This window comes from Microcystis sp. T1-4, assembly GCF_000297435.1.
Classification (GTDB): domain Bacteria; phylum Cyanobacteriota; class Cyanobacteriia; order Cyanobacteriales; family Microcystaceae; genus Microcystis.
The window spans coordinates 1-15190 of the sequence record NZ_CAIP01000014.1 but is presented as its reverse complement, the minus strand read 5'-3'; the positions used below and the strand labels follow the sequence as shown (position 1 = coordinate 15190).

General features: G+C 42.6%; 2 protein-coding genes. Both read left to right on the top strand.

The features are described from left to right. Nucleotides 1–94: 94 nt before the first annotated feature. Entirely contained in the window at nucleotides 95–676 is a 582-nt protein-coding gene (locus tag MICAI_RS00695) for a hypothetical protein (protein WP_008196297.1), read from the top strand. 603 nt (nucleotides 677–1279) lie between these two features. Then, a partial coding sequence (locus tag MICAI_RS26710; RefSeq protein WP_039899251.1) for a choice-of-anchor C family protein occupies nucleotides 1280–15190 on the top strand: 13911 nt, incomplete at its 3' end.

Below are 15190 nucleotides of genomic sequence, written 5' to 3'. Positions count from 1 at the left end.
GATAACTGATAACTGATAACTGATAACTGATAACTGATAACTGATAACTGATAACTGATAACTGATAACTGATAACTGATAACTGATAACTGAAATGACTAACCCAAATACTGATTTTGATACTCCTTGGAAAGATGTCTTAGAAATCTACTTTGAAGACTTTGTTTCCTTCTTTTTTCCTCAAGCTCACTTAGCAGCCAACCGCAATCCTTTTGCTACAGTCGTGATGGCGCATCTCCAAGCTTTAGAAACTCGGCAAAACCGAAAAAAGCGCAAAGAAGCGAAATTAGCATTAACTAAACGGTTGTACGAACAGGGTTATCAACGAGAGGATATTATCAACCTCTTTAAGTTTATCGATTGGCTGATGAGCTTGCCCGCTGAATTAGAACAAGAGTTTCAACAGGAATTAAATCAGTACGAGGAGGAAAAACGAATGCCTTATATTACCAGTGTTGAAAGAATGGGAATGGAAAAAGGGATGATTCAAAAAGCTCGAGAATCTGTCATTGATGCCCTTGAGATTCGCTTTGAGAATGTGCCTTCTGAACTGGTTGATGAGATTAGCCAAGTTAAAGACACTTCTCTTCTAAAAAATCTCCACAGACAAGCGATTACTCTTGACTCAATCTCAGATTTTCAGGACTACTTAAATCAGTTAATCAAACCTGAATAATTCTGGTTTGTCGCCCAAGAAAACGGGTTTCTTCAAGAAACCCGTTTTCTGTGTTTAGTGACAGAGTAGCAGCTTAAATGTGTAATTAATTTTGCTTAGGCACTTATTAATCGCTACAGTTTCTCTTATCTAGTTACGAGCGGCTGAATGGGAGATACCAGCTTAGATTTTCCTCCTATTCACACAAGAGGATAACCATTGTTTTTAGACTATGAAAACCATAGAAATTACGCTATTAACACAACTTAATAATATCAACATCGCATTACCGGTGGCAGCCCAGATAATCCCAACAGTTATAACCCAGGATATAGAAGTAATAAGGGGATAGCCAATAGCTATATTCTCTAAATTTGGTTAAGTTTTTTTAAAGTTCCTGTGAGGTTACTGAAAATTTCTTGACATAGCTAGGTAGCTTAGGCTAGACTCGCGGATGAGTTTTTAGATCAATTTGATATTCCCTAACCAATTATTCTCCTAATCTCTCGATTGGCTTTGTTGTCCATTGGGATATTTGGGATATTGTTGTGCAAATTTATCGATTTTGCCACCAAAATATCGCTGAATCCTGTTTAATTCTCTTTTTTATCCCTAGTTCATCCCATGCCTAACACCCTTTACACCCTCACAACTAACTTAACCCTAGAATCTGCGTTACCCCTCGATTCAGATATTATTTCTGCGCTACAACAGGCAACGCTGTTAATTTCTGGCAAATTACAACAGTTTGCCGATGATTCTGCCTTTGGCGACAAAATACAGGTAGCCTTTGGCACGGCAGTTAATACTGATGAATTACAAAGCCAGTGGCAAGCAGGCGATTTAAGTGGTTTTCCCCTTATTGAAATTGTTTCAGGAAATCACCTTAATGGGGCAAATGGGGCTTATGCAATAGCAAATAACCGAATTTACCTATCTTACGAGTTTCTGGGTCAGAATCAGGGCAATTTAGGGGCAATTGTGGCTTTACTGTTGGAGGAGTATGGCCATTATGTGGATGGGGTGTTGAATAGTACGGATGCGCCGGGAGATGAGGGGGCAATTTTTGCGGAGTTGGTGCAGGGAAATAGTCTGGATGTGGCAACCTTGGAGGTATTGAAAGCTGAGGATGATTCAAAGATAATTAATTTAAATGGGGAAGTAATTACAGTTGAACAGAATAAATTGCTTAAATCTGGCAAGATTATTGTTGCTAATGATGAATTTACATTAAGTGATTCTGGATTTAGTAATGCTCCCGACGATTCACTATTATTTGCTCAGAATATCGCTAATTATTTTGCTAATGGGAAGAAAGGCTCATTTCTTGCTTATTCCGATAACCTTGGTTTCACAGGATTTCAACTATCTAAAGCTTTAACTGATGCAGGACATCAATGGAAGGTTGCACCTAATTTGCCATTCACGTTAGAGACATTACAACAATATGATGGAGTTTTTCTTGGCGGATCCCCAGTAGATAATCAGGTATTAATTGATTATGTAAACAGTGGAGGAAATGTTTATCTAATGGCAGGAACTGGAATTACTGGAAGTTTTGATAGTATTACGAGTGAGGCTAATGCTTGGAAGGATTTCTTGAATAATTTTGGGTTGTCATTGGCAAATCAATGGAATGAGTTTTACGGCAATATTCCTATTAACCCTTCATCTCATCCAATTCTTGCAAATATAGATCAATTATATCAACAGTATGGTCAAACAATTATTGATCTAAATGCTAATGACAATCAAGGAGTATTAATTGCTAAGAGCAATGATGGACAGGGACTTTATGCTATTTACGATCCTAATTTTCAAGTCAATCTAATCACTAATGGTAGTTTTGAAATTGGCCCAGATCCTGGTGGTTATTTACCACTTAACCCTGGTTCTACCGCAATCACAGGATGGACTGTTACGAGGGATCAAATTGACTATACAGCTTATTGGGTAGATGCAGATGGCGATCGCTCTCTCGATCTCAATGGTTCGCCTGGAGTGGGTGGTATAGCTCAAACTTTCAGCACTATTGCAGGCCAACAATACCTTGTCTCCTTTGCCTTGGCTGGCAATACTTATAGTGGAACTCCCATCAGACAACTAGGAGTTTCAGCCGCAGGCCAGTCCGAAGTTTTTTCCTTTGATACTACAGGGTTTAGTGATGATAATATGGGCTGGGTAAATAAGACCTGGGTATTTACGGCAACTGCATCCACAACGACCTTGGAATTTTATAGTTTATCTATTGAGCCAGAAAATGCTGCTTTTGGCCCCGCACTAGATAACATTTCCGTCATTTCTTTACTACCATCTATCACCTTAGCAGTAGCCCCAGTAAGTGTAACTGAAGACGGGACAGCTAATCTCATTTACACTTTCACTCGTACAGGTTCCACCACCAATCTTTTAACAGTTAACTACAGTATCAGTGGGACAGCAACCAATGGAATCGATTACACTTCTCTTCCCACCAGCGTCACCTTTGCTGCTGGTTCATCCACTGCTACTGTAGCAATTGACCCCACTGCTGACACAATAGTAGAAAGTAACGAAACTGTTATTTTAACCCTCGCTTCTGGGACAGGTTATACAGTTGGGACCACCACCGCAGTGACGGGAACAATCACCAATGATGATTTCCCTAGTATTACTCTTGCTATTTCTCCCAGTAGTGTTACTGAAGATGGGACAGCTAATCTCATTTATACCTTCACCCGTACCGGTTCTACTACCAGCGCCTTAACCGCTAACTATACAGTTGGGGGAACAGCTACTAATGGAACCGATTACACTTCTATTCCCACCAGCGTCACCTTTGCGGCTAATTCATCCACTGCGACTGTAACTGTTGACCCCACTGCTGATACAACAGTAGAAAGTGATGAAACTGTTATTTTAACCCTTGCTGCGGGGACAGGTTATACCGTAGGGACAACCACAACAGTTACAGGAACCATCATTAATGATGTTTCCTCTGGCCTTGAGATTTACTCGAATAACTTTGAAACTAACGCAGGAAGTGAATGGTCAAATACAACCCGCTCAATGACTCCCTCTGGAGCCAGGAATTTTCTGGGACAGTTTTCCAATGATACAGTTAGTTTAACACTTAATGATCAACGATTAGCCAATACTAACGTAACTTTAGAGTTTGATTTATTTATTATGGATTCTTGGGACGGGAATAATACTTTTTACGGTCCTGATCAATTCAACTTAAGTATTGCTGGTGGAAATACCTTATTAAATACCACTTTTTCTAATATACAAGAACAAGAAATTGATGGCTATCCTCAAGCTTACCCCGGAAGCACAGATGCGGGTGATTATCCAGCGGGAGCGGGAGCAACCGAGATGGATACTCTTGGTTACACTTATTATGGAGATTCAGTTTATCATTTATCTTATACTTTTCCTAATGTTAGCAATTCAATCATTTTAAATTTTTCAGGAATTGGATTGCAAGGTATAGGAGATGAAAGTTGGGGTTTAGATAATGTGTCGGTTCGTGTATTTGTTGTTAGCGATGGATTGTCTCACGGTATTATTCAGTTCAGGAATGCTACTTACTCAATCAATGAAAATGGCACACCTGCCACTCAAGTTGCTCTGGATCGTACTAATGGAAGTGACGGGGAAGTTAGCGTTATTCTAACCCCTAGCAATGGAAGCGCAATCGCAGGAGACGATTACACTAATACCCCCATAACTGTCACCTTTGCTAATGGCGAAACCAGTAAAACCGTTACCATTCCCATCAATAATGATACCGTTTATGAACCTACAGAAACCGTTAACTTAACTCTATCTAGTCCTACAGGTGGCGCAACATTAGGAACCCAAACAACAGCAGTATTAAACATCATTGATAACGATGCAGTGCCGGGTGTATTAGCCTTCTCTCAGGCAAACTATAGTATTAATGAAGATGGCACTCCCGTAGTAGCTGTTACCGTTAACCGTACCGGAGGAAGTGATGGCTCAGTCAGTGCTACCATTAGCCTAACCGATGGAACAGCTACCCGTCCTGATGACTATATCAATACCTCAGTTACGGTTGATTTTGCCAATGGAGAAACCAGTAAAGTTGTCACTATTCCCATTGTCAATGATGGCGTATTTGAACCCAATGAAACCATTAATTTAACCCTAAATAACCCGACCAATGGGGCAACATTAGGAACCCAAACCACAGCAGTTTTAACTATTATCAACGATAATACACCTCCGGTTTTAACTTTATCCACCAATAAAAAAGTCATTGACGAAGAATTAGGGAATAACGCCGCTATTGGTACAGTTACTCGTAATGTCGTTACTAATCAAGATTTAATTGTCACCCTGACTTCTAGCAACACCACCGAAGCTACCGTTCCCGTTCAAGTTGTTATTCCAGCAGGGCAAGCTTCAGCAAACTTTGATATTAATGTCATTGATGATGGGATACCAGATGGGGATCAAAAAGTCACTCTAACAGCTACCGCCGGGGGATATGATCCAGTAACTTATGATGTCATCGTTACCGACTTCAAGATGCCCGATTTAGTGATTACGGAGTTTAGTAATAGTGAGACGCTATACACAGGTAAACAGTCTTTCTTTACTTATAAAGTTGTCAATAACGGGCTATTTACCGCCGACGCTACGGCTGATCCTTTAGTTGATCACATTTACTTGTCCAGCGATCCTAATTTAGATAAGAACGATAAGTTACTCGCTGATGTCAGTATTAACGGGACTATTTTAACTGGGCAATTCTATCAACGTAATCTGCCTTTCTTTGCACCGACAACACCGGGTAATTATTATCTAATTGCAGAAATTGATACCACTGATGTGGTCAATGAAGGGGTATTCGGGGAAACCAATAACCTTGTCGTCACACCGATTACGGTTCAAGCTGCTTATCGGGGAGTGGTTGCTACTGATGTGGAAGTAGGAATTGAAGAACAGTCAATTGTGTTGCGTGGGGAAGCATTAAGCAATGAGGATAATTCTCCTATTCCCTTTGAGTTTGTCACCATTGCCATCAAAAATAACGGTTTTGTGCGGGAACTTTCGGCATTAACTGATATTAATGGCAACTTTGTCAAGACCTTTAAACCCTTACCCGGCGAGGCGGGAACCTACGAAATTAACGCTTATTTCCCCGGTGTCCCCACAGAAGATGCTGCACCAGAAGATAGCTTGAAATTGTTGGGAATGCGCTTTACTGACAAGAGCATCTCTCAGAAAATTCTGGCAGATCAGACATTTACCGGACAAGTCACTCTACAAAACCTGAGCGATATCCCCATTAACGGTATTACCTACATCGTAGAAGGTGCGCCCAGTAATTGGCAGATAAAGGTCAATACTCCCTCTAATTTGGCGGGTTCGGGGCAAAATACCCTCACCTATACCATTCTCGCCCCCAATAATTCCACCGTCACCCAAGATAACTTTAATATCCGCCTCACCAGCACAGAGGGAGTCAGAGCGGTTTTACCCGTCACTATCAATTTAGAGCGTATTGTCCCCCGTCTGGTGGCTTCTGTGGATACTCTCACCAGTGGGATGTTACGGGGAGATCAGACCGCTGTAGAGTTTACTGTGACTAATACAGGTGGAGCGATCGCCAATAATATTAAAGTCTTATTACCTAATGCCCCTTGGTTAAAGTTAGCTTCCCCTGCTACTATCTCCAGCCTTGGCATCGGAGAATCCGCCAAAATCAGCCTATTATTAACCCCTGATGCCAATTTAGAGTTAGTTGAATATACAGGCAATCTCTTATTAGATGCAGATGGCAATGATGGCGATTTATCTTTGCCCTTCAAGTTCCGAGCGGTTTCTGATGCTGTGGCTAGTCTGCGGGTGAATGTGGAAAATGAGTTTACCTACTATGCAGAAGGCTCGCCCAAATTGGCAAATGCAACGGTGATCCTGCGCGATTACTTCACTTCTGCTGAAATTCGCCGCACAGTCACGGATCAAACGGGAATGGTGGCGTGGGATGACCTTCCCGAAGGCTACTACAAATTAGACGTTAAAGCCGAGAATCACCAATCCTTTAGCCAGAATGTCAAACTGGATGCGGGAGAAATTGAAACCATTACCTCTTTCCTATCCCGCCAAGCGGTGAGATATGTCTGGACAGTCGTTCCTACCGAGATTGAGGATGAGTATAAGATCACCCTCACTAGCGTTTTTGAAGCGGATGTTCCCCAGCCGGTGATCACCGTCGAACCCGAACAGATTGACATGGCGTACCTGCGACAGATTGGGAACATCAGTCAAATTGATCTGACTTTCACCAATCACGGGTTAGTTGCCTCTGAAACGCCCTATATGCTCGTATTCCCTGATACGGGCAAGTTTCCGCTCACTGAATTCTATGAATTCAAACCATTAATCGATACTATTGACCGCCTAGAAGCTAAAGAATCCCTAACCATTCCCGTGCGGATTACCCGCGTGTCGGACTGTACCGACGGCAATTGCTCGATTATCGATACTCCTTATCCCATACTCGGTGTACCCTTCTTTGGAACTTTCTTCCCCCTTTTCGAGCCTGCTATTGAATATCTCAACATTGAAGTTCCCAATGGGGGAGAAGGAGACTGGCCGGAGTTTAAATTTCCCTCACTAAACCTAGAAGGGCCTGATATCCCAATTGTCATACGAATCCCTAACAGTGATGCAACGGTTAAAATCCAGATCAATCAGCAAGCTTTGATGACGCGATCCGCCTTTGTAGGCACTCTTACCATCGACAATGGGAACGATTTTAGCCTCCAAAATATTAAGGTCAATCTGCAAATTGAGAATGCTCAGGGAAATATTGTCAACGATCTCTTTGGCATTACCCAACCGACGTTAATTAATCTTTCGGCGGTAGATGGGACAGGTATCCTCACTCCCGATGACCCCAATACTCCCCAAGATGAAGGGGTCGGCACTGCGGAGTGGACGTTTATTCCCACTAATCTCGCCGCACCGGAAGTTCCCCTGCAATACGCCATTGGCGGAACGCTTTCCTATATGGAAGACGGCAAAACCATCACCGTTCCCCTGATTTCTCCTCCTGTCACGGTTTACCCCCAAGCAGAACTCTACCTCGACTATTTCCAATCCCGTAATGTCTATGGGGACGATCCCTATACGGATATGGTGGAACCTTCTATACCCTTCTCCTTAGCGGTTTTAGTACGGAATGAAGGCAAGGGAGACGCAAAAAATCTCAGGATTACCTCCTCTGAACCCAAGATTATCGAGAATAAGAGTGGTTTACTCATTGACTTTAATATTATTGGTTCTCAGATCAATGGGGAAGATGCGGAACCATCCCTAACGGTTAATCTGGGCGATATTAAGGCGGGGGAGACTGCCGTTGGGGATTGGCTGCTGAAATCGAGCTTACAGGGCAAATTCATCGAATATGATGCCACTTTTGAGCACGTTAACAGCTTAGGCAAGCCAGAATTATCCTTAATTAAAGAGGTCAAAATCCACGAACTCATCCAGAAGGTACAGGCGGATGGGGATGATCTGCCCGACTTTTTGGTCAATGACATCGTTGACCCCAATGTTACCCCCGATACTCTTTATTTTTCTCAGGGAGGAACTGCACCGGTTAAGACTGCTACTAATGTCAGTGCCGATGGGGTGGTCAGTTTTAGCGATCGCACAGTCCAAGTCACGGCGACGGTAGAAAATGGCTGGACTTACCTCAATCTCCTCGATCCGGGTCAAGGCTTCTTTAATGTCAAGAGTATTACCCGCGCCGATGGGACGGAAGTGCCGTTGAACAATTACTGGCGCACCGATCGCACCTTCCCCGCGAGTTTGGAGTTCGAGGGAACGGAGATTATTTGGGACGTTAATAACGTAGATAACCCCATTTCTGTTCAAGAATATGACGATAAGCCGATTTATGAATTTAGGCTACACCTGTTAGACTATAACGCCACAGCCGGAGAGCAAACCTACACTGTCACCTACGCGACGGGGGATCAGACAGCGCCGAAAGTGCGAAATATGGTCTATGTGGATCCAGTTCAGCCCAATAGTTGGTTATTCCCGATTCCAGAGGAGTTGAAGGAAAAAGACAGCATTCAACTTCTCTTTACCGAACCGATTAAGCGAGAATCCTTCGATCTCAGCGATATTACCGTTACCCTTGATGGTGTTCCCATTGATAGCAGCGGTCTAAGCATTACCGTCCAGAATCCTGATATTCCCATCGCTTTCACCATCGGCAATATCGAGGGGATTAGCCAGAAGGTGGGGCGGTACGAACTGAGTGTGAATGCGGCGGGTGTGCAGGATTTTGAGGGCAATTTTGGGACAGGAGTAGTTAAGGAATTTTGGTCGGTTACAGGCGATCGCCCCTTTGTGGAATCTGTGAGCGGTTTTACTTCAAACCTGGTTACTAAGCCCATCACCCAAACCATTACCGTCAAGTTTTCCGAAGCGATTGAGCCGGGTACTTTTACTTGGGAAGATGTTTTCATCAACCGCAATGAGGAGGGCAATCTCACCAAGAATACGATTACTGTCACCCAAATTGACGAGAAAACCTATGAGGTTGGCAATTTAACCGATATTACCGATGTGGGTGGGGTTTATAACTTCCTAGTGGATGCTAAGGGAGTTGTGGATCTCGACGGCAACCGAGGGGTGGATGCCAAGGGCTTTACTTGGACGTTAGATGCAACGCCACTATCAATTGTCTCACTTACTGGTCTCAGCAGTTATCGCCGCACTAAGGTTTCTAGCCTTGATGTGAAGTTCTCCAAGGCGATCGATCCCAGTTCCTTTGATTTTAACGATCTGATTTTCACAGCTAATGGTGTGACGGTTCAACTTGACAGTAGTGTTACTGTTACGAAGCTGACGGATGTGAGCTATCGCCTTAGTGGCTTAACGGGTTTACAAGCTGGGGATGGCAATTACAGCTTAACGGTGGAGGGCAGTGGCATTCAAGATGACTGGGGCCGAGCAGGGACGAATGCTCGTGTTGTGAATTGGGCGATGGATACGGTTGCGCCAACAAAACCGACTAATCTGGTGTTTTCTCTAACGGATAATGTGCTTTCGATTAGTGGGGAGTTAGAGGAAACTGGTTTGCGGGTTTATGTGGTAGATCGGACAGATCGCCAGAGCTTAGGAGAGTTAAGCGTTATCGGAACTAGCTTTAGTGGCGACATTCAACTACCAAACGGCAATGATCGCACGATCGCCATTCAGGCATTTGATGGGGCTAATAATAGCGCCACCTCTCTATTTAAGATTGTGGGAGGCGCGATCGAGCCATACAATCCACCCAGTTTAGATCTAACTTCACTGAATCCATATTATTCCTATAGCTTTGTTGCCCAAACGGGTGACTTTCCTGACGATGGCTCCAGTGTTGATAATACTCAGTCTCAAATTAGTGCTTTTGGCACGAACGATGCTTTAGAAAAAACCGACTCATTTAATTCGTCTAGTAGTATTATTTCTCAAGGTTTCTCTACCCGAACTATTGAACTGCAAAATACAGAGCCTCCCCTTCCGGCACCAGTAGCGATCGGCTTTATTAAACCGGAAGTTTCGATTAATGATTTAGGTCAAATTGCCTTTATTGGTGATGGTGCTGCGGGTGGTTTTACTGAAACATGGAAAGGAAGAACCATTAAAAAAGATACTATCTTGGTTGCAAACAGCGGCTTTGGTGTCAAGGACATAGCCCCGAATATGATCAAAAGCACTTTTGCCAATCCGAATTATGGATTTCTTCCCGACCGTAGCATTGTAACTTTTCTGTTGAATACAACCGCCCGGAATCCCGCCCGTATGTTTGATAAGTTTTCTGACATAACGATTAGTGCTGGTTTGTCGAATCGTGAGTATGCGGGAGGTGTGCAGATTAATAATAATGGAGAGGTATTAGTTCGGCGTATCGAACTAGCAGAAGGACCTGCTATGCTGATGGCTTATTATCTCGGTAACTTCATTGCACCTTCTTTTATTGCTTCGGAATATATTAGTAAACCCTACTCATTCATTGAGAAATGGGATGCCAATAAAACCAACACTGTTACACCCGTGGCTCAGGGTTTTGTTCCTCTACTGCTCCTAAACGACCTCTCTTTAGCATTATCTGGTCTCACTGGTATGTATGGCGGATTGCTATTCCTTGGATCTGTCCCCATCCTGCGAACCTACTCGCCAGACTACTACGGACTACTGAGTAATCCGAGTTTCAACAATAATGGTGATACTGTATTCAATAGTTTTCTTGAGGGTACTTGGCATCCTACGGCCTCAGCAGGACATTATTCAGCTTTAGATACTCCTAGTACCACACTGGGAGCCCCAACCATCTTTACTGAACAAAAGTATGATCCAGCTGCTGGAGCGCCGAGATTTTGGATGGCAGATAATGGAACTGTGGTGCGTTATTATCAAAACAAGATAGAACTTTTAGATGATAGTTTAAATGTCGTAAAAGATATTGCATCTGATTTTTCGAGTCTGGGAAAAAACCCGCGCATTAGTGATGATGGCACGGTTGTAGCTTTTTACGGAGACTTGAGCGAAGATGGCGCAGAAAAATATCAAACAACTCCGGGAGAAGGTATTTTTGTTTATCGTGTTGAAGATGGGGCTATCGAACGAATTGCTGGGATTTCGGGTAATGGCTATTTAGATCAGGGCGAAATCTGGGAAGACTACAATAAGAATGGCACGCTTGATCAAGGAGAAGACGAAGGCATTTTCAGCGGTTTTGATCCTGATTCACCAGTCGGAGTTAATACTCAAAATATCGGACATACTGTTGCTTATATTGGTTTTAATAAGCAAAACAACAAAGGCCTGTATTCAACTAATTTTGGTTTTTCCAATGATGAAAATCAGCTTCTTTTGCCATCATTGATAATTGAGCAGGGAAATGGAATCAGTGATGTAGCAATCTATGATCCGATAAATATAAACGGTGATATTGCTTTTTGGGTTGAGATGGAAGATGGGCGTGATGCTGTCATGACGGCTGAAGCGATTCCCAGTATCGGGATCGATCGTTGGTGGGCAACGGTGAATGATGATCCTATTGTGGTCAACCTATATGTCTCTATCCCAGAAACGGGTAGATACACCTTGGAAATAGATACTGAGAGTCTCTTTCCACTAAAAACTAATTGGGGCATTAAAGAAGATGCAAGAGTGATTATTGATGGAGATGTTGGAAAAACCGTTTCACTCAGTCACCTAGGTAAAGCTGATCTAGGCCAGCTGACACAAGGCCGACATCAATTGCAAATTGATGGTTTTGCGGTTCCCAGTGAGCCTATTGTTGAAGAGATAAGTTTTACTTTACAAAAAGGCAATAGAGAAATTGATAAATTAGTAACTAAATTTGTTGCCGATCATCCTGAGCCAGATATAAGCCAAACTCTCATCGCGCAATATGCTCCTATTTTGCTGTTCGAGCAAGATGAAAAATATAACCTTCCTCTTGACCCCGATGGTTATAACTGGGATGAAAAGCTACAAAGACAAGAACCCAATCAAGATAAGCCTGTAAGATTGGGAGATGCGGAAACGATTGTAAATCTAAACCCTGATTCATTGCAAAGTTCGCCTACTATTTTTGCAACCCTTTTAGAGCAAAATGGTGAAATTGCTATCTCCTACTACTTTCATTTTGCTAAAAGTAATTGGGCGGATTTTGATGGAGCCAATACCCATGATGGTGATTGGGAAGGTATAACTGTTTTCTTAAAAAATGGAGTACCTGATCGAGTTGCTTTTAATCAGCACGTAGAAATCGCAGGATTTTTTGGTTCTACCTTTACCAATGAGGGTGATGGCGGAACAACGTATCGTTGGGAATATCTTGATTTTGATGAACAGACGGGAAGACCAAAAGTTTACGTTGGTTTGGGAGGTCATGCCAGTTACTCTAAATCAGGTGAAACAACTTGGTTTACACCTAATCCATTGGATTTATTTGGCAACGTAGAATCTCATTCAGGAAATGGCGAGAAGAAAGCCCCAAATGTGATATACCTTCCCCGTGTTGGCGATGGCTATATTGGTGATGCAATTTCTACTGAAGATGGAAAGGCTCAACAATGGTTATTATTTCCGGGAAAATGGGGAGAACAAGATAAAGGAGAACCATTTGTTAATTTAGATTTAATTGGTATCACACCTGGTGACGATGGAATTGAAGGACCAGTATTTCAAAGCTTAGCTGCTTTTCCCTCTAAGCCTGGAGAGCGCTGGTTAAATCCTTGGTCTTTTACCGATGAATTTAATATCCCTTTAATTGCTCAAGATGATGATTTTACCATTCGTCAGCAAAGCATCTTTGTATTTGACAAAGAAGATTTTCTTGCAAATGATAATTATGACGAAAAGCAAGATATTTGGATCATACCAAATCCCGTTTCTGCGCTCTCCGGTAAAATTATTATTAATGGCGATCAATTTCTATATGAACTTCCAGAATCTATCGAAGTAAGTGCTGAGATAGTAATTGATAGCTTTGACTATCTGTTGTTAGATTTCAGGTTGAAGTCAATATATGATCATCTCACCTCAACTATATTGAATCCGAGTGCTTCACGCTCTGATAAGGAAAATGCCTTCTCTTCGTTGCATAGTCTCTTGAAGGAAACCCCCGAATTCCGTGCCGAAGAAGAAGATTTGATAGGCACGGTTGAGGTGAGAATAGAAAGGCCTAAGCTCTCGATCAATAATATCACCGTTGTCGAAGGCTTAGATAATACCGCCATCCTCACAGTCACGGTTGACAAACCAAGTCCAGAACAAATTACTGTCGATTATACTACTGCACCTGTTAGCGCTACTACTGCACCTGTTAGCGCTACCGCCGATTTAGATTACACTAGCACAACCGGAACTTTGATCATTCCGGCGAATACTTCTACTGCTACTATTACCATTCCTATCCTCAATGATGATCTCGATGAAGAAAACGAAACTTTTGCGATTAAACTCAGTAATCCTGTCAATGCAATTCTTACCAATAATCAGGGAATTGTCACGATTATAGATGCGAAGCTTTCCATCAATAATATCACCGTTATTGAAGGTCAAGATAGTAATGCAATCCTCACCGTTACTGTCAATAATCCCAACCCAGAACAAATTACTGTGGATTATGCTACTGCACCTGTTAGTGCTACCGCCAATGTAGATTACATTAGCAAGACTGGAACTCTCACCATTCCTGCTAATACTTCTACTGCTACTATTACCATTCCCATCCTTGATGATGATATCAATGAAGAAAACGACGAAACTTTTGCGATTAAACTCAGTAATCCCGTCAATGCAATTCTTACCAATAATCAGGGAATTGTCACCATATTGACACCCAAGCTTTCCATCAATAATATCACCGTTATCGAAGGTCAAGATAGTAATGCAATCCTTTCCGTCTCCGTCGATAAACCAATTTCCAAACAAATTAGTGTTGACTATACTACTGTATCTTCTAGTGCTACCGCCAATGTAGATTACACTAGCAAAACTGGAACTCTCACCATTCCTGCTAATACTTCAACGGCTACTATTACCATTCCCATCCTCAATGACGATCTCAATGAAGAAAACGAAACTTTTTCGATTAAACTCAGTAATCCCGTCAATGCAACTCTTGACAATAATCAGGGGATTGTCACCATCATTGATTCCGTCACCGATAATATCATTTCCATCGAAACCACTAACAATAAATACGTCAACGTTGTCATCCCCAAAAATCAACCCCTAACCAACATTCGAGCCATCGTCAACCCCTCTCCCAGTAACGCCCCAGCCAACGTCAACTTCCCCGTCGGATTCTTTGACATTGACATCCCCCAAATCAGCCAAGGCGGTGCCACCACCGTTACCCTATACCTACCCGAAGGCAGTACCGCCAATGCCTACTGGAAATACGGCGCAACCCCCGACAATCCCACCCCCCACTGGTATAATTTTAGCTACGACCCCATCTCCAAAACAGGTGCAACCTTCCAAGACCTCAACAGCGACGGTCAAAATGAGATTATCCTTCACTTTGTCGATGGTCAAAGGGGAGACGACGACCTCACCGCCAACGGACAAATTGTTGATCCAGGGGCCCCAGCTGAATCCATCAATGAAACTCCCGGTAATCAAGCTCCCACAGATTTAGCATTAAGTGCCACTACAGTAAATGAAAATGTTGCCCCCAATACAGTAATTGGAACATTTTCTAGCACAGACCCCGATACTGGCAATACCTTTACCTATAGTTTGATAGCAGGAACAGGAGATACAGATAATACTGCCTTCTCGATTGTAGGGAATCAATTACAGATTAATAATTCCCCCGATTTTGAAACCAAGAATAGTTACAGTATTCGCGTAAAAACCACAGACCAAGGGGGACTAAGTTTTGAGAAAACCTTGACAATTGCGGTAAATAATGTTAATGAAAATCCTAGTAATCAAGCTCCCACAGATTTAGCCTTAAGTGCGACCACAGTAAATGAAAATGTTCCTGTTAAC

Bases quoted from the DNA above. Each gene is read 5' to 3' on its own strand.
- MICAI_RS00695 (WP_008196297.1), top strand. From the start codon at position 95: ATGACTAACCCAAATACTGATTTTGATACTCCTTGGAAAGATGTCTTA.